The following is a 17050-nucleotide window of genomic DNA, read 5'->3' as shown; positions in this document are numbered from 1 at the left end:
CTTTTCGCAAGTAGGTTTTTAACAACACGGGTTACTCCAAGCTATGGGGATAAGGTTTTTCGCTACAAATTTTGGCTGTGGTGTTCTGCAAAAATTACGAGGTATCATATGAACTTATATGCATACATCCGCCAAACTTCGCATCAATAGTACTGTGGTGTTTATTAATTTGAAACTTAAGATTTACTTCGATAATCTGGGGCAAGATGCAAGACTTGCCCCCCGTTTCATACAAAAAACCAGCGCTAGGCTGGGTTCATTTCCCCTTGGGTGGAGTTCACCAAGGGGTTGAGAAAAATTAAATGTTTTAACCCTAAAGTCAAACGTAAAATTCAAACTCTATTGCTGGGTAAGCCAGTAACTTTTATGCTTTTCAAAGTAGCGTCTTACTGATTCGTTAAAACCGAACGCCTCAGGTGGCAATCCTATTGCTGATACATTTAACAAACCACCTGCTATAAAACCATCCTCATCAAAAGAAATTCGCTCAAAAAATTTAAATTCTATAAAAATATTTTGGGGAATCACCTGCTGTCCTTTACAAATGATCATAAGCATCAACAGCACATTATCATCAATAGCTAAATCAACATCAGAATAATAAAACAGACTAAAATCACTCCCTGTAGAAGAATGCTGCTTTAAATTAAAAAGTGAATTCAGAGTATAATATAATGAAGAAACAAGCCCCCTAAAAACATCTTTATTATCTAAAACCAACTCAATCAGACCATCAGCACTATCGGATTTAACGATGTAATAACAAGACGAATTATCAGCCCCCACGTGTCCAAATGTAAAATATGAAGATGCGCCTCCAAGGCTCAAATCTTGATTGCTGAAATACCCATCTTTTTTCTTAAAAAGGCTTAAAAAATTATTATAACCAACATAAAAACCCTTTGGGTCTTCTTTCTTAAAATCTTTAAAAACTTCACGCCCTTCGTAAAATCTTCCACTCAAGTCACCGGAGTAATAAAAACTCAATTTGAAGTTTGAGTTTTTTAATTGCGTAATATCGCCATGAAGCCTTTTAAGTGCTTTGCTAAACAATTGTTCAAAATTTTGTTCTTTTAACAGGAAAAATTGCGACTCCATTACTTCACTGGATTTTTGATTTGCTTCTGAGGATTTCGCCAGCTCATGTCGGGTTAGCTTTAACTCTTCCCTAGTCATTCCCAACTCTTCAGATTGAATCCGAATTGTATAAAGCAGCGCCATAAACGAAGCGAAAGCCAGCACAGGATTGAGCAGGCCACCAAAGAAATCTCCCATCTGCCCCCATTGTCCAGGATCATCTGAAAAACCATTAGCACTGAATTTTGAAATGTACGCTACGATTGGAACGATTAAAGTGGCGATCAAAACTGCACCGATAACATGATGATTGCGTTTGATGCAGCGCTTGGTGGGCACTCTCCATTTTCTTCGACGTAGCTTTCCAAACAAAAAAATCAGACATGCAGAGATTATCCCCCAAGCCAAAAGCATGAACGCTACTACTTTCCAATTGTCCACTCACAACTCCTCTGCAAACTCAAAAGCTTTCATATCAATAGGTAGTTCTGATATCGGTAAGCCATACCCAAGCATTGACTTTTCGAGCAACTGCAGGCTTGCAAAAAAGTGATATCTCTCGACTAACTCTCTAAATTCATCTTCAGCATAGTTGGAGCACCAAACAACGATCAGTCTGAGCATGTCTGTAGTCAAAGAATTCAGAACTTGCTCAACATAAAAATGAGGGCTCAACGATAAGTCAGCCTCAGTATGTTTTATAAAACTTAAAGCTGACCTCACCGAGTTAGCCATCAGATAAAAGCCTGAAGTTTCCTTATTTTGCAAGGCAAGCCTAGCATCTTTCCATCGATTGCTACCACTGAAGGACTTAGCCTTAATTTTGAAATCGCGGCCAGTCTCTGTAGGATTAAGTATTTGATTTTTCAGTTCACTAATATTCACTTCGACTTTAACAGTTGAATGCCTGAGGTTTTCTATTAGCTTAAAAAACGTAGCCTCAAATTGCTGAACTTTTAAATTCTGTAGTTGACCATTCAGTGCTTCACTAGATTTTTCCTGAGCTTCTCTTGATGCGGTAAGCTCCTTCCTTGTCTCAATCAGCTCTTCGGTTGAGATAGTTAGTTGCCTGGACTGAATATTGATAGTGTAAAGCAGAGCCATAAACGAACAAAAAGCTAGAAATGGGTTTAATACACCACCGAAGAAATCACCGAATTGTCCCCAATGTTCGATTGTGTCTGACACAGAATGGGTCCTAAAGTTTTGGGTAAATATGAGGGCAACCGAACAGCACGTTAAAACAACGAATAACATCAAAACTATTCCATACCCCCTCGATTCGTCGCTGACTTTTTTGTATCTCTTTAAAGCTAAAAAGATGGCGCCCGCTATTAATGGCACTATTAAAGCGATTGAAAAGGATGTGAATGCAAATTCCTTGAGAGAGTACTCTGAAAACATAGACATAAAACCTCAATTATCTTCCAAATACCCCACAGCCTGAGCAAACTCAGCCTCAGTAACAGCGGAACCTTCAGAAAGCAGATACTGTGTAATTTGCTTCAAAGCATGCAGCTTCTCTGCGTAATGAAACTCGAATTCAACAGCGGGCTTGGCCTTTGGTGTTTCGAATGTGCACAGCGGCCTCTTCCAGTTCTCTGGCTTTTTGCATGCAGAGTAACCTAGCACCGATGCTGAATCGTGGAACTGAGAGGAGTACGTGAATGGATGGGTCCATAGCGGCTTTCTCGTCCTTGAGTTAGTGCTTAGGATGGACCTGATTCAGTGAAAACTCAAGATGTTTGAGGTTGTTTTGTTGGCTTCAGGTGCTATATAGCCACAGATATTGATCAAGGCGTATTGTTTGATTTAGACGGCAAAGCATTAGGTTTTCGAGCATCCTCTTAAAAAGCTTCATTTTTCTGCATAACATTTTGACCGAACAGACAAAATAGATTTTTTACTGAAAAACTATTGCTTCCCATCATAGATATTTAAAAGCCTATTTCGCACGTTAGCGAACACTAACATGCTGATTTTTTAGCCCGCCAGCAGGGGTTGCAATTGCAAATGATCCACTCTATCTTGGTGATTAGTCGCTGATTAACACTATATGTAGTGAAAGTTAGGGATGGGGCCCACCAAGGTCAGTGTCGGTCGGCAAACTTAGCTGACCAGGTGGATTAAAGAAAACATTTCAATGCGAGGTGAACATGCGAAAGCAAAGTTCAAACCTGCTTGAGCTAATGAGGAGAAACTGGATCTTAGACATGATTGTCAAAGAGGGTTTACTTCTCGCTATTCGCTCAGGTATCAGATGGCTTTTTCTCGACTAAGACAAGCCAACTCATATAACGCTACAGTTATAAATTACTACTCCCTTGCATGTTGTGCAAGGGAGTAGCTTAATAAAGTTATTAAGATTGTATTCGAGGGCTCACCGATTTAACTTGTAAGCCCCGCCAAAACCAGCCACTGCACCGCCAATAAAGAGAGCGCTGCTAATAAATTCAAGAAACTTGTTTACCGCCCCTTGAACACCATTCACATTCCGAATGTATCAGTGAATTCATGTAACTATCAAAACCGAATATGGCCAATAGAAAAATAATCGCAGATCTTTACAGTCAGATCTTGCACCGTGCCCGACAAGCTTTCCTGATTTAGTTTCTATGAGTTTAAGGATAAACTCAAATTAGAAAAGTCACAGTAAAAACAAGCAATTAAGGAAGATGACATAAACCTAAAGATCAAACCAACAAAAAACCGGACTAAAAAGTCCGGTTTTCAAAGATAACGCAAAAACCAAAAACCTAAGCGTTAAACGTTAAACAAGAAATGCATTACGTCGCCGTCTTTACAGACGTAGGTTTTACCTTCAACGCGCAGTTTGCCTGCTTCTTTGGCGCCGGCTTCACCTTTGCAGGCGATAAAGTCGTCGTATGACACCACTTGAGCACGGATAAAACCACGCTCGAAGTCGGTGTGGATCACGCCTGCTGCTTGTGGTGCTGTGGCGCCAACTGGAATAGTCCAGGCGCGAACTTCTTTTACACCAGCAGTGAAGTAAGTGTGCAGATTTAACAGCGAGTAACCACCACGAATGACGCGGTTTAAGCCTGGCTCTTCTAAGCCCATAGACTCTAAGAATTCAGCTTTTTCTTCGTCTTCCAGCTCAGCAATTTCAGATTCAATAGCAGCACAGATAGACACCACAATAGCGCCTTCTTTGGCGGCTATGGCTTTTACTACGTCTAAGTGTGGGTTATTTTCAAAACCATCTTCCAGTACGTTAGCGATGTACATAGTAGGTTTGATGGTCAGGAAGTTCATGTACGACACCAGGGCTTTTTCGTCGTCGCTTAAGTCCAGCTGACGTAAAGTTAAGCCTGATTCTAAGTGTTTTTTCACTTTTTCCAGCACTTCCATTTCAGCTTTAGCGTCTTTATCACCAGCTTTGGCTTTTTTGCTGACACGGAATATCGCTTTGTCGGCGCTGTCCATATCTGATAAGACCAATTCCATATTGATGGTATCTATATCGTCAGCCGGATCAATTTTGCCTGCAACGTGGATGATGTTTTCATCATCAAAACAACGTACTACGTGGCCGATGGCGTCGGTTTCACGGATATTGGCCAGGAATTTATTACCTAAACCTTCACCTTTAGAAGCGCCTTTCACCAGGCCTGCAATATCAACGAATTCCATAGTCGTTGGCAGTATACGTTGTGGTTTTACAATGTCGGCCAGTTGCTGTAAACGCAAATCAGGCACAGGCACCACACCGGTATTTGGTTCGATAGTACAAAACGGGAAGTTAGCCGCTTCAATACCAGCTTTTGTCAGTGCGTTGAACAGAGTAGATTTACCTACGTTTGGTAAACCAACGATGCCACATTTAAAACCCATGGGTGTATCCTTTGTGCTTAGACGGCAAAGCCGTGCTGTTTGCGAACCGGACGCGCTTAAACTTTTGCTTAAGCAGCGCTGAAACTATGTAACCTGTGCTGCGCTTTAATTAAGCCATCGCTTAACCAGAGCTCAAAACAACGCATCGATTCATCCAGAGCTTCGTCGATCAGCTTCTGTTCGGATTGCGGTGCTTTGCCCAGCACATAACCTGTGACTAAGTCTTTGTGGCCAGGATGACCAATGCCCAGTCGCAGGCGATAAAAATTGGCATTGTTGCCGAGTTTACTGGTGATGTCTTTTAAACCATTGTGACCGGCATGGCCGCCACCCAGTTTAAATTTAGCTACGCCGGGCGCTATCGCCATTTCGTCGTGAGCCACCAGAATGTTTTCGGGTAAAAGTTTATAGAACTGCGCCATAGCTGCAACGGATTTGCCACTTAAATTCATATACGTAGTGGGAATCAGCAGTTTATATTCCTGACCTTGAGTGACAAATTTACCAGTCAGGCCAAAAAATTTACTATCAGGACGAAGAGAAACGTTATAGCGGCGGGCAAGTTGTTCTACAAACCATTGACCTGCGTTGTGGCGGGTCTGGCTGTATTCTGGGCCTGGATTACCCAGGCCCACAATTAACTGAATTGCTTCAGTCATTACTCAGCTGTGTCTTCGTCTGCTTTGCCAGCAGGCTTGTTCACAGATACAACGGCTTGGTCATGACCAGCGCCTTTGGCTAACTCAGTGATAGTTACGCCAGCAGGAACTTTCAGATCTGACAAGTGCAGAGTTACGCCTACTTCAACGTCTGCTAAATCCACTTCAATGAATTCTGGCAGGTTCTGTGGTAACACAGTGATAGCCAGTTCGTTGATATGGTGAGCAACTACGCCGCCTTTCTTAGTTGCAGCAGCTTCGTTGATGAAGTGTACTGGAACTACAGTGTGTAACTCGTGGCCAGCTTCTACGCGTTGGAAGTCAACGTGCATAACTTTTGGCTTGAACGGGTGACGTTGCATAGCTTTAACGATAGTTTTCACTTCTTCACCGCCAACAACGATAGTCAGGATGTGAGTGTAGAAACCTTCGTTAGCCTGAGCTTGTAACAATTTAGAGTGATCTAAAGTGATAGACAGAGCTTCTTGATGACCACCGTAAATGATAGCTGGTACTTTGTCTGCGTGACGTAGGCGGCGGCTCGCACCTTTCCCTAAATCAGAACGGACTTCTGCATTTAACGTGTAAATGGCGTTTGACATGGTATTCTCCAAAAATTAATAGACCCTGAGTTCCGCGACCTGACCCCAGGAAGAAGCTTTTTCTGTGGGTGAAGTGAACTTCAGCCGACGCAAAAAAGCGCGCTATGGTATCACTGGAGCCTTAAGGCTGCAAATGAAAGCTACAAAAAGACAAGTATAAAAAAAGGCACCGCAGAGGTGCCTTCCTTCATCTTCCACTCGGTATTAATCAAACATTGAAGAGATAGATTCTTCGTTGCTAATACGACGAATACATTCGGCCAGCATATCGCTTAAAGTCAGCTGTTTTACTTTGCTGACTGCGCGCATTTCTGCACTCAGCGGAATAGTGTCGGTGATGATCAGCTCGTCGATCACTGAGTTTCTGATGTTCTCTGCAGCATTGCCTGAGAAAATTGGGTGAGTAGCGTAAGCAAAGACACGTTTGGCGCCTTGTTCTTTTAAGGCTTCAGCGGCTTTGCATAAGGTGCCGCCTGTATCAATCATGTCGTCGACAATAATACAGTCGCGATCTTTGACATCACCAATGATATGCATGACCTGTGACACGTTAGCCTTAGGACGACGTTTATCGATAATGGCCAAGTCAGCATCGTTCAACAGTTTGGCGATAGCGCGGGCACGTACTACACCACCGATATCCGGAGATACCACCACTGGTGCAACAAATTCACGCTTGCGCATATCGTCCAGCAATACCGGGCTACCAAATACGTTATCAACCGGAACGTCGAAGAAACCCTGAATTTGCTCAGCGTGTAAGTCAACCGTTAAAACACGGTCTACGCCTACGCTGGATAAAAAGTCAGCCACTACTTTAGCTGTGATAGGCACACGGGCAGAGCGCACGCGTCTGTCCTGGCGGGCATAACCAAAGTAAGGGATAACAGCAGTAATACGACCGGCAGAGGCGCGGCGCAAGGCGTCTACCATCACAATGAGTTCCATCAGGTTGTCATTGGTTGGCGCACAGGTAGATTGGATAATAAAAACGTCAGATCCCCTGACGTTTTCATTGATTTGAACACAGACTTCACCGTCGCTAAAACGGCCGACTTCGGCATCGCCCAGCTTGATATATAAACGGCTGGCTATCTTCTTGGCGAGTTCTGGTATGGCGTTACCAGCGAAAATCTTCATGTCGGGCACGGTAGGATCCTCAGGGCAGTTTGTGAGTCCGGTTAATAATGCAGCAGGCTTTTTGTGTCGCCTGCTGTGCGTCATACGGCTTGTTCCAATTCAGTCAGGACAGCAGACTGATTGACCCCTTTAGCAACAAAACCACGCCATTGTGGCGGTAGTTTTGCAAGGGTTTGACGGGCACTTAATTCATCCTGGAACTCGGCAAACACACTGGCACCGGTACCTGTCATTCGGGACGGCGCGTATTCTATCAACCAGTTCAGTACCATTGCAACCTCGGGGTAGAGCCGTTTCACCAGAGTTTCGCAGTCATTTTGCCACTCTGAGTCTAGTAGATCTTTGACTGACATGACGGGCGTATTGCGGATTAAATCAGGGTTGCCGAACACTTCAGCCGTGCTGACATGCACATCTGGCGTCACAATCAGGTAATATTTTTCCGGCAAACTAACGGGTTGTAATTTTTCTCCAACCCCCTCTGCAAAGGCTGTTTTTCCGAATACAAAGACAGGAACGTCAGCCCCTAACTTTAAGCCCAGTTCACAAAGCTGTGCGTTTGATAGCTTTAATTGCCATAACTGGTTCAAAGCCAGCAGTGTGGTCGCTGCATCGGACGAGCCGCCGCCTAAGCCGCCACCCATGGGCACTTGTTTATCCAGATAAATACGCACGCCTGCGTTTTCTGTGGCAAAGGGCTGTAATAACTTAGCCGCCCGAACCACCAGATTGCTGTCGTTTTCTATGCTTTTATCTGAACAACTAAAGTTAATTTCACCGTCCCTGGTGAGTGTGAAACTAAGCTGGTCGCCACAATCAAGCATTTGAAACAAGGTTTGTAGATTGTGATAACCATCGGCCCTGCGGCCTGTGATATGTAAAAATAAATTCAGTTTGGCTGGCGCTGAAAAGGTTAAAGTTGCCATTTACGCACCACTAGCTTAATACTGCTGCCATCGGCCTGAGCTTTTAGTCGGATCTCTTTAGGTAAGGCTAAGGCATCGGGGAAAAACGCCACATAACTGACTTGCCAGTCACGCTCTTGGCTATCTTTCAGCGTAAAACTGGTTAAACGACCTTGCGCATCCCATTGATGATTAAAACTTTCTGCGCTTGCCACACCTTTGAGCCACAACGGCATTTCTTCAATAGGTAAACTCCAGCCGGATAAATAATCCAGCAAGGCACTGGCTGACTGAGCTTTATGAGTTTCACCATCGGCTTTTACGGTAGCACCGCGGGCGTCTGTTTCCAACTCAAAAATGCTGATGCCAACAAAATTGGTCATATTGGCCTGAAAATAAGGCCCTTGTTGCTGCCAGTTTAAACTGCCGCTGACGCTCTCTTGAGGTGCTTTTACACCTAAGGCACCGGTTAGAGTAAACTCCTGCAATTGCTCTAATTGCACTTGCCGTTGTTGGGCTGATAGGGGAATAACTGGCTTTAGCTGGCTGCTGTTGCTGGCACAACCTGTCAAAATCAGACTGAAAACTACAAAACAACCAGTTTTTATCGCTGCAAACACACTAATTCCTTCTCTACGCTTTTTTTAGTTTGGGCTTTTTCGTACAATTCGCCCTCTTTTGACTAACGCCGGTTTTTTAGAAACGGGCCAAACAGGTGAATGACCATTTTTGCTTTAGGTATTAATCATAAAACTGCACCTGTCTCTTTACGTGAGCAGGTCGCTTTTGCGCCTGAACAAATTTTGGACGCTTTACGGGATCTGACCACTCAGACCCAGGTGTCCGACGCTGTGATTTTGTCCACCTGTAACAGAACTGAGCTGTATTTTAGCGGCAGCGCCGAGCAATCGAAACAAGTAATTGACTGGCTGAGCAAATTTCATCAGCTGGACCTGGCCGAATTGCAGCATCATTTATACCTGCATCAGGATCAGCAGGCCAGCAGTCATTTAATGCGGGTAGCTTGCGGCCTGGATTCCTTAGTGCTGGGCGAGCCGCAAATTCTCGGCCAAGTGAAACAGGCTTATAGTCATTCACGTCAGGCCGGTACTATTAATCCGGCTTTTGAACGTTTGTTTCAAAAGACATTTTCAGTGGCTAAGCAGGTTCGCACTGAAACGGATATTGGTGCCAGTGCCGTATCTGTGGCTTTTGCTGCGGTAAGCCTTGCACGGCAAATATTTGGCCAGCTCGGCAAAGTCAAAGTGCTGCTGATTGGTGCCGGTGAAACGATAGAGCTGGTGGCGAAACATTTACTGGAGCAGGGCGCGGAAAAAATTACTGTCGCGAATCGCTCTTATGACAAAGCCGCAGCTTTAGCCAGTCAGTTTAACGGTGAAGCAGTCAGCCTGGCCCAAGTGCCACAAGCTTTGGCTAATGCTGATGTCGTTATTAGTTCAACTGCCAGTACCTTGCCTATTGTCGGTAAAGGTATGGTGGAACAGGCGCTGAAAAAACGCCGCCATAAGCCTATGTTTTTTGTCGATTTAGCTGTGCCACGTGATATTGAAGAGCAAGTGGCAGAGCTGGAAGACGCCTATTTGTATACAGTGGATGACTTGCAATCCATAGTGCTGCAAAACCTGCAGAACCGTCAGGAAGCGGCGGCTGAAGCCGAGCAAATGATTTTGCAGGGCGTCAGCGAGTTCAGTCAGTGGCTGAGTTTGCATGGCCAGTTGGACGTAGTGCGCGATTACCGCGACAAAGGCGAAGCCATACGTGACGAATTGCTGGCCAAAGCGGGCAAACAAATTGCAGCAGGGCAGGACCCTGAAAAAGTATTAGCTGAACTTGCGACTAAACTCAGCAACAGGTTGATGCATGCACCAACCAAGGCGCTGAGGCAGTTACTGCAGGATGAGCAACCTCAACAACAATCTTTGATCAACACTTTGTTAGATCTGTAATCAGGTAAATAGAAACAACATGAAAGAATCGGTGTACCGCAAACTCGAAGCTCTGGTCGAACGTTATGAAGAAGTTCAGGCGTTATTAAGTGACGCTGGCGTAATTTCTGACCAAAGTCGTTTTCGCGAGTTGTCTAAAGAGTACAGCCAACTGGAAGAACTGAGCCATGCCTTTGGTTTGTATCGTCAGGCGCAGGATGATTTAGCCAGCGCAGAAGATATGATGAAAGACTCAGATCCGGATATGCGTGATATGGCGCAGGACGAATACAAAGCGGCCAAAGAGCGGATTGAACAGCTGGATCAGGACTTACAAATTCTGTTGTTACCTAAAGACCCCAACGACAGCAACAGCTGCTTTCTTGAAATTCGTGCCGGTGCTGGTGGTGATGAAGCCGCAATTTTTGCCGGTGACGTGTTCCGTATGTACAGCCGTTTTTGCGAACGCAAACGCTGGAAAGTAGAAATTGTCAGCTGCAACGACGGCGAACACGGTGGTTATAAAGAAGTGATCGCCAGCATTCAGGGCGAAGGCGCTTACGGTATTTTGAAATTTGAATCCGGTGGTCACCGCGTACAACGTGTACCAGCCACTGAATCTCAAGGCAGGGTGCATACCTCAGCTTGTACTGTGGCTATTATGCCGGAAGTACCAGAAAGCGAAGCTATCGAAATTAACCCTGCTGATTTAAAAGTAGACACCTACCGTGCCTCTGGTGCCGGTGGTCAGCACGTCAACAGAACTGACTCTGCCATTCGTATCACTCACTTACCGACTGGTATAGTGGTGGAATGTCAGGACGAACGTTCGCAGCATAAAAACCGCGCCCGCGCTATGAGCGTGCTGCAGTCGCGTATTCAGGCCGCTGAAGATGAAAAACGCCGTTTAGTCGAAGAATCACACCGTCGTTCTTTAGTAGGTAGTGGTGATCGTTCAGAACGTATCCGTACTTACAACTTCCCGCAAGGCCGCTTAACGGATCACCGTATTAACCTGACCATCTACCGTTTATTAGATGTGATGGAAGGGGATTTAGACTTGGTGATTGGCCCATTAAGCCATGAACACCAGGCCGACTTGTTAGCTGCTTTGGCTGATGAAAACCGCTAATACTGCTATTGGTAATACGCCAACGTTGACGCAGTGGCTGCAACAAGCCACTGCGTTACTCAGCCCTTTGCTTGAAACTGGCCCTGTGCCTGCGGATGCAAAACAGGAAGCACGGCGTATTCTGCTGGAAGTGCTGGATGTCAACGCCACCACTTTGATGTTGTATCCAGAGCGTGAGCTTACTCAGGCTCAGTTGCTGTTAGTAGAACCTGTGCTGACACGCCGTCTGACCGGCGAGCCTTTGGCGCATATTCTGGGCTACTGGTATTTCTGGGATTTTAAACTCGCTGTAGCCCCTTGCACCTTAATACCAAGACCAGATACCGAACTGTTAGTGGAACAGTCTTTGGCTTTGCCGTTGCCTGCTAACGCCAAAGTGCTGGATTTAGGCACTGGCACAGGAGCTATAGCTTTAGCTTTAGCTAAAGAAAAGCCAAACTGGACTGTGACTGGGGTTGATTTGCAACCCGATGCAGTGGCTTTGGCAAAGCAAAATGTTGAACTGCTGGCGTTAGCTAATTGCCAAATCAAACAAAGCAGCTGGTTTGACGCGTTAGAAGGGCAGCAGTTTGATTTAATCGTCAGCAACCCACCTTATATAGACGCAGAAGATCCACATTTAGTCTTAGGTGATGTACGTTTTGAGCCCGACTCGGCTTTAGTAGCCCCAGAGCAAGGTCTGGCCGATATCCGCCATATCTGTACACAAGCTCCACAATTTTTATCCCCATCAGGTTGGTTATGGCTGGAACACGGCTATCAGCAAAGCGACGCTGTACAGCAGATTTTAACCAACGCAGGTTTTACCTCTGTGCAGTCGGTAAAAGACTACGGCGACCAGTGGCGTATTAGCGGCGGACAACTTCCCAGTTAAGTTTGGTTTTTCCTTTCTTTGAATTACTTCTCTTAAAACCCACTGTGAGGGCGCGGTTTACCCGTGCCCGCTTCTCGTCAAAGGACCCATCCAGCATCGTAAATTTAGTGGTTGCTGAACAATAAAAGCTAAGCTAATTTAGGGACTTAACTAAGTAGGTTTGATAAGTAAAAGATTAATAGTGCTGTCCACTCTACAAGTGTTAGAGACTGGTTTTTGCCTATTTTTTCATCAGTTTGTAGGTGCAGAAGGCTCAGGGATGTATGAACAAGAAATAGAAATTCGGTCAGGTGATTTCGTATTAGCTGGTACATTGACTGTCCCGGATACACACGGGAAATACCCTGCAGTTCTGATGGTTCATGGCAGCGGCCCATTGGATCGCAACCAGAATATGAAAGGCCAACGACTTGATATCTTTAATGTGATAGCTCATGTCTTAGCTGAAAATGGTATCGCCAGTCTGAGGTATGACAAACGTGGATGTGGTGACAGCTCAGGTGATTATATGAAGGCTGGCCACTCGGATTTAGTCACAGATGCTGCACATAGTCTGGAGGCTTTGATTGGATCTGAGTGGATTGCAAAAGACAGTTTATATGTTCTAGGACATAGTGAAGGTTGTATTATCGCTCCTCAAATTAGTCTACACAGTCCTGCACTAGCCGGGCTCATTCTTTTGTGCCCTTTTATAGAAAAACTGGATTCTGTTCTTTTCAGGCAAGCCGCTCAGATTGAAAAAGAGGTTGATTCACTCAGAGGTTTCAGCAGATTTTTTTACAAAGCATTGTTCTGGATTTTTGGTCGCCCCTCAAGTACGCAGCAAAAGCTATTATATAAAGTCAAAGCGACTGATTCGGCTGCTGTACGTGTAGGACTATCGAAGTTTCCTGCAAAATGGTTGCGGGAGATGTTAGCACTGGACTTGAACTCTATTTTTGCCTCTACACACACTCCTATGCTGTTAATTGCCGGTGAAAAAGATCTACAGTGTGATCCTGAAGACATATTTCGGATTGAGAAAACCGCACAAAGCCGTTGTGAAACGTTAGTGGTAGAGGGGATGACACACTTGCTTAGAGTCGATGACAATCCTCCCACGCTGACTGGATATGCCAGCCTGATTGATCAGCCTATAGAGCGAGCTGTGATTGAGAAAATAATTCAGTGGATCAATCAGTGACCCTATTAATTGTTATCCAAAATAAGGGCTTCGAGCCTATACTTGTTCCATAAGTTACAGATTGGAAGTTTTATGAGAACTGTGTCTTTTGCAGAAGCAGAATATAGTTTAAACGCGTTGTTAGATTCTGTGATGAATGATGCTGATACAGTGCTGATCTCTCGTCGAGATGCAGAAGATGCCGTTGTGATGTCCCTCAATTATTACAACAGCCTGATGGAAACAGTGCATTTACTCCGTTCTCCAGCAAATGCTCAGCATTTGAATCGATCAATTTCGCAATTCAAAGCAGGTCACGGCAACCAGAATACTTGATTGACATAAAATTGGATGAAATTAGAAATCAGTTGTAAAGGGATCCAGCTCAAGCTGAGGACGATAAAATGCCAGTTATCAGTCGTTTCTATGGAATACTGATCGCCATGTATTTTAATGATCACAATCCACCCCATTTCCATGCTAAATATTCGGGCTATGAGGCGCTATTCTCATTTGATGGAACCTTGAAAGCGCACGGCTGACTCGAGACTATTATCTGATTATTGCTTTAACATCTGGAATTTGCAGTACAACCAGCAGTCACAGAGTGCCCCATAATCAAGCTACATAACATGATAGTATCTGCTAACCCACAACTAACCACTCAACAACCCCAGCCCCTCAACCCCAAAATATTTATATTTTCAACGACTTTGCTTTGACCCTTCCCTGTTTAGCGCATATAAATAAACACACAGTAGTAAAGCGGGCGGCAAGCTAAGGAGTGTTACATGGCGAATGATTTTTTATTTGCTGAGGAACCCGAGGAAGTAGTGCAGATTTCTCGTGGTAGTTGGAAAGTTCTGATAGTGGACGATGAGCCTGAAGTTCATGCCGTTACTAAGCTGGCATTAAGTGACTTTTCCTTTCAGGGCAAACATCTCGAATTTATCAGCGCTTATTCAGGCCGGGAAGCCCGTGAGATGCTGGCGAAGCATACTGATGCTGCCATTGTGCTTTTGGATGTGGTGATGGAAACCGATGATGCCGGATTACTGGTGGCACGTTATATCCGCGAAGAGCTGCATAACCATTATGTGCGTATTATTTTACGTACCGGCCAGCCTGGGCAGGCGCCAGAGCGTCAGGTGATAGTCAATTACGATATCAACGACTACAAATCCAAAACTGAGCTGACGGCACAAAAACTCTTTACTGTGGTGATGTCGAGCCTGCGTTCCTATCGAGATATTCTGGCTATTGATCACAGTCGCCAGGGCCTTGAGAAAATTATTACCGCCTCTGCTGATTTGTTTTCTGCCCATTCGATGGAGCAGTTTATTGATGGTGTATTGCAGCAACTGACCTCTATTCTGGGCTGTAACGACAATGCCTTACTGGTGACTTCCTCTTTGGTGGCGGGCAATATCAATGAAGATGCTGATCCGGAGCGTTTAGTGGTATTTGCCGGTTTAGGCCAGTTTGAAAAACAGGAGGGAAAACAGATCAGTGATGTGCTGGAGCCTGCCTTGCTGGATGCTTTTCATCAGGCCTTAAATAGCCGCAGCATTGTATACCGGGACAATTATCTGGTGGCCTATTGCACCAGTAAATTTACCTCTGGTTCTTTGCTTTATGTGTCTGGTTTGCCGAACCAGATGACAGACACGCAAAAACGTTTAATAGAGCTGTTTTCACAAAATGTGCAAATTGCTTATGAAAACGTACAGCTGCAAAGCGAAATTGAAGATACGCAGCGAGAAATAGTGTATCGCCTAAGTGAAGCGGTAGAACACCGCTCTATCGAAACTGGTAATCACGTTAAACGAGTGGCATTTATCTGCTACGACTTGGCCAAAGCTTATGGCTTACCGGAAGAAGAAGCTGAAAAGCTGATGTTTGCGTCTCCTTTGCATGATGTCGGCAAAGTCGGTATACCTGATGGCATTTTAAATAAGCCTATGAAGCTGCATGGTCAGGAATGGGAAGTGATGAAAACCCATGCCAGTATAGGCTATGAAATTTTAAAGAACTCAAAACGTACCATTATTCAGGCCGGTGCTGTGATAGCGCAGGATCACCATGAGAAATGGGATGGCTCTGGTTATCCCAGTGGCAAAAAAGGCGAAGAAATTCATATTTACGGCCGTATTGCTGCTTTAGCTGATGTTTATGATGCATTGCGCCACAGACGCTGTTATAAATCGGCCTGGACCTTAGAGCAGGTGCTTGAGAAGATCCGCAGCGAGTCGGGCAAACATTTTGAACCTAAACTGGTCGAAATTTTTAAAACCCGGGTCGACAAACTCGAAGCAATACTGCAAAAATACCCCGACGACGAGTAAGTCGCAGTTATAGCTTATTCCAGGCCACCTGCGGGTGGCCTTATTATTCCGCAGACGTTAAATGATTTTTAAGGACTATTTTTATGTATATGGCACTAAAACATTCTCATATGTTGTTTATCGCGCTCAGCGTTACTTTTTTAGCAGTGCGGTTTTTACTGAGTTTAAAATCCCCGGCTTTGTTGCAGAACAAGTTCTTAAAAATTGCGCCTCATGTGGTGGACACCTTGTTACTGCTGACGGCTATTGGCCTGATGCTGACTATTCAGCAATACCCATTTCAGACGCCATGGCTGACCGATAAACTTTTTGGTTTATTTGCTTATATTGGCTTAGCTGTGATGGCATTAAAAGGCCGTACTCTGCTGATGCGCTGGGTAGGTTTTTTAGGTGCTTTAAGCTGGCTGGCGCTGGTGGGCAAAGTAGCTATTACTAAAACCCCTTTATTGTTTGGTTAAGGGGCTATTTGGCTAAAACAGCCGTATTTTTAAGTATGCTTTTTGTGATGTTGTTTTTTGTCGTAGTGGATAGTAGATGAAGTCTGAGTTAAAGCAGCAGGGCCTGGCCCTGCTTGAGTTATTGTTAGCAATTGAACAGCAGTGGACTGATGCAGAGCAAATTCAGCAAGCAAAAGAGTGCTGGCTGGCAATGGCACCTGCTAAAGCTGAAACAAAGCTGACAATGAATGCGTTAGCCCACCATGTGGACAGCTTTTACCGGGATGCTTTTTTTACCCCTCCAGTTAAACCTTTGCTGATTGAAGAGATGCATCAGCCCACATTGCTTAGTTATGCCATTAATCAGCGTGAAGCCGACCCGCTGGTGCTGATAGTGTTGTTGTTATGCTGGTTGCAACAAGCTGGCTTTCAGAGCGATATAGTGCGCTACAAAGGTGAATATTTAGTGCAGGTGCGCTTATCCAAAGCTGAAAAGGTGTGGGTTGATCCATATACCGGGGCCTGGCAATGTTTGTTAAGCCCTGAAAATGGTCTGGCGTTGAGTATTACTCAGGAGTTGGCGACGCAATCTGTCGACTTTCCGACCTTTTGTGCCGGGTTGTGGCAACTGCAAAAGCAGTTGTTGTTGGCTTTAGGTAAACGTGAGCAAGCGATGGCCGTGGTGCAACATTTGCTGGAGCAAAAGCCGGGAGACCCCTATTTACATCGCGAACGGGGTTTATTATCTGAACTGTTAGATCACTGGTCTTTGGCGATCAGCGATTATCAGTATTTTGTTGATCAAAAACCGGATGACCCATCCAATGATCATATGAAACAACAAATCCGCCAGCTGTCGTCCTACCCACAATGGCTGCATTAAGAGTATCATTGCCACAGTATCCAGTATTTTGTC

Annotated in this window: 17 protein-coding genes; 9 read left to right on the top strand and 8 right to left on the bottom strand. The window is 44.8% G+C overall.

Features of this window, described 5'->3' with window-relative positions; all coding sequences use genetic code 11:
- Window positions 1-339: 339 nt before the first annotated feature.
- The 8 genes from LSG37_RS18905 to lolB all read right to left on the bottom strand — a co-directional run bounded on the left by LSG37_RS18905 (window position 340) and on the right by lolB (window position 8858).
- Window positions 340-1518 carry a hypothetical protein gene (locus LSG37_RS18905; protein WP_233081447.1) on the bottom strand — a complete coding sequence of 393 codons (1179 nt, stop codon included), beginning with the start codon at window positions 1516-1518 and terminating at the stop codon, window positions 340-342.
- The gene (locus tag LSG37_RS18900; RefSeq protein ID WP_233081446.1) at window positions 1519-2265 is read right to left on the bottom strand and encodes a putative phage abortive infection protein; all 747 of its coding nucleotides are present in this window, start codon (window positions 2263-2265) and stop codon (window positions 1519-1521) included.
- A 1575-nt stretch (window positions 2266-3840) separates the two neighbouring features.
- Complete coding sequence (gene ychF, locus LSG37_RS18895) at window positions 3841-4932, bottom strand: redox-regulated ATPase YchF (RefSeq protein WP_008899748.1); 1092 nt, start codon at window positions 4930-4932, stop codon at window positions 3841-3843.
- Between the two features lie 68 nt (window positions 4933-5000).
- Entirely contained in the window at window positions 5001-5591 is a 591-nt protein-coding gene (gene pth / locus LSG37_RS18890; RefSeq protein WP_233081445.1) for an aminoacyl-tRNA hydrolase, read from the bottom strand.
- Window positions 5591-6193, bottom strand: coding sequence for a 50S ribosomal protein L25/general stress protein Ctc (locus LSG37_RS18885; RefSeq protein ID WP_127688371.1), 603 nt, complete (start codon window positions 6191-6193; stop codon window positions 5591-5593). The genes pth and LSG37_RS18885 overlap by 1 nt, the downstream gene beginning before the upstream one ends.
- Window positions 6194-6397: 204 nt before the next feature.
- Window positions 6398-7333: a ribose-phosphate pyrophosphokinase gene (locus LSG37_RS18880; RefSeq protein WP_233081449.1), complete on the bottom strand. Its 936-nt coding sequence runs from the start codon at window positions 7331-7333 to the stop codon at window positions 6398-6400.
- Window positions 7334-7413: 80 nt separating this feature from the next.
- Complete coding sequence (gene ispE, locus LSG37_RS18875) at window positions 7414-8259, bottom strand: 4-(cytidine 5'-diphospho)-2-C-methyl-D-erythritol kinase (protein WP_233081443.1); 846 nt, start codon at window positions 8257-8259, stop codon at window positions 7414-7416.
- On the bottom strand, window positions 8247-8858 hold the full coding sequence (gene lolB / locus LSG37_RS18870; RefSeq protein ID WP_233081441.1) for a lipoprotein insertase outer membrane protein LolB: 612 nt from the start codon (window positions 8856-8858) through the stop codon (window positions 8247-8249). Before lolB ends, ispE begins: the two co-directional genes overlap by 13 nt.
- A 99-nt stretch (window positions 8859-8957) precedes the next feature.
- On the opposite strand from lolB, the gene hemA reads away from it, so the two are divergent.
- The 9 genes from hemA (at window position 8958) to LSG37_RS18825 (ending at window position 17017) form a co-directional block, all read left to right on the top strand.
- A complete protein-coding gene (hemA, locus tag LSG37_RS18865; RefSeq protein WP_233081439.1) occupies window positions 8958-10205 on the top strand; it encodes a glutamyl-tRNA reductase in 1248 nt (415 codons plus the stop codon).
- Between the two features lie 19 nt (window positions 10206-10224).
- Complete coding sequence (prfA, locus tag LSG37_RS18860) at window positions 10225-11316, top strand: peptide chain release factor 1 (protein WP_233081437.1); 1092 nt, start codon at window positions 10225-10227, stop codon at window positions 11314-11316.
- On the top strand, window positions 11303-12190 hold the full coding sequence (gene prmC, locus LSG37_RS18855) for a peptide chain release factor N(5)-glutamine methyltransferase (protein WP_233081435.1): 888 nt from the start codon (window positions 11303-11305) through the stop codon (window positions 12188-12190). Before prfA ends, prmC begins: the two co-directional genes overlap by 14 nt.
- A 259-nt stretch (window positions 12191-12449) precedes the next feature.
- Window positions 12450-13373 carry an alpha/beta hydrolase family protein gene (locus LSG37_RS18850; protein WP_233081433.1) on the top strand — a complete coding sequence of 308 codons (924 nt, stop codon included), beginning with the start codon at window positions 12450-12452 and terminating at the stop codon, window positions 13371-13373.
- Between the two features lie 72 nt (window positions 13374-13445).
- Complete coding sequence (locus tag LSG37_RS18845; protein WP_233081431.1) at window positions 13446-13688, top strand: type II toxin-antitoxin system Phd/YefM family antitoxin; 243 nt, start codon at window positions 13446-13448, stop codon at window positions 13686-13688.
- A 68-nt stretch (window positions 13689-13756) separates the two neighbouring features.
- A complete protein-coding gene (locus LSG37_RS18840; protein WP_233081429.1) occupies window positions 13757-13894 on the top strand; it encodes a DUF4160 domain-containing protein in 138 nt (45 codons plus the stop codon).
- Window positions 13895-14143: 249 nt separating this feature from the next.
- On the top strand, window positions 14144-15697 hold the full coding sequence (locus LSG37_RS18835) for a response regulator (protein WP_233081428.1): 1554 nt from the start codon (window positions 14144-14146) through the stop codon (window positions 15695-15697).
- A gap of 83 nt (window positions 15698-15780) precedes the next feature.
- Entirely contained in the window at window positions 15781-16155 is a 375-nt protein-coding gene (locus tag LSG37_RS18830) for a SirB2 family protein (protein ID WP_233081426.1), read from the top strand.
- 76 nt (window positions 16156-16231) lie between these two features.
- Window positions 16232-17017 (top strand): tetratricopeptide repeat protein, encoded by a 786-nt coding sequence (locus LSG37_RS18825; RefSeq protein WP_233081424.1) that lies wholly within the window; start codon window positions 16232-16234, stop codon window positions 17015-17017.
- Window positions 17018-17050 lie beyond the last annotated feature (33 nt).

The organism is Rheinheimera soli (assembly GCF_021290985.1).
GTDB classification, from domain to species: domain Bacteria; phylum Pseudomonadota; class Gammaproteobacteria; order Enterobacterales; family Alteromonadaceae; genus Pararheinheimera; species Pararheinheimera soli.
Note: the sequence above shows the minus strand (reverse complement) of the source record. Positions and strands in the feature narration are given on the sequence as shown.

Bases quoted from the DNA above. Each gene is read 5' to 3' on its own strand.
- ychF (WP_008899748.1), bottom strand. From the start codon at position 4,932: ATGGGTTTTAAATGTGGCATCGTTGGTTTACCAAACGTAGGTAAATCT.
- pth (WP_233081445.1), bottom strand. From the start codon at position 5,591: ATGACTGAAGCAATTCAGTTAATTGTGGGCCTGGGTAATCCAGGCCCA.
- LSG37_RS18885 (WP_127688371.1), bottom strand. From the start codon at position 6,193: ATGTCAAACGCCATTTACACGTTAAATGCAGAAGTCCGTTCTGATTTA.
- LSG37_RS18880 (WP_233081449.1), bottom strand. From the start codon at position 7,333: ATGAAGATTTTCGCTGGTAACGCCATACCAGAACTCGCCAAGAAGATA.
- ispE (WP_233081443.1), bottom strand. From the start codon at position 8,259: ATGGCAACTTTAACCTTTTCAGCGCCAGCCAAACTGAATTTATTTTTA.
- hemA (WP_233081439.1), top strand. From the start codon at position 8,958: ATGACCATTTTTGCTTTAGGTATTAATCATAAAACTGCACCTGTCTCT.
- prfA (WP_233081437.1), top strand. From the start codon at position 10,225: ATGAAAGAATCGGTGTACCGCAAACTCGAAGCTCTGGTCGAACGTTAT.
- prmC (WP_233081435.1), top strand. From the start codon at position 11,303: ATGAAAACCGCTAATACTGCTATTGGTAATACGCCAACGTTGACGCAG.
- LSG37_RS18850 (WP_233081433.1), top strand. From the start codon at position 12,450: ATGTATGAACAAGAAATAGAAATTCGGTCAGGTGATTTCGTATTAGCT.
- LSG37_RS18845 (WP_233081431.1), top strand. From the start codon at position 13,446: ATGAGAACTGTGTCTTTTGCAGAAGCAGAATATAGTTTAAACGCGTTG.
- LSG37_RS18840 (WP_233081429.1), top strand. From the start codon at position 13,757: ATGCCAGTTATCAGTCGTTTCTATGGAATACTGATCGCCATGTATTTT.
- LSG37_RS18835 (WP_233081428.1), top strand. From the start codon at position 14,144: ATGGCGAATGATTTTTTATTTGCTGAGGAACCCGAGGAAGTAGTGCAG.
- LSG37_RS18830 (WP_233081426.1), top strand. From the start codon at position 15,781: ATGTATATGGCACTAAAACATTCTCATATGTTGTTTATCGCGCTCAGC.
- LSG37_RS18825 (WP_233081424.1), top strand. From the start codon at position 16,232: ATGAAGTCTGAGTTAAAGCAGCAGGGCCTGGCCCTGCTTGAGTTATTG.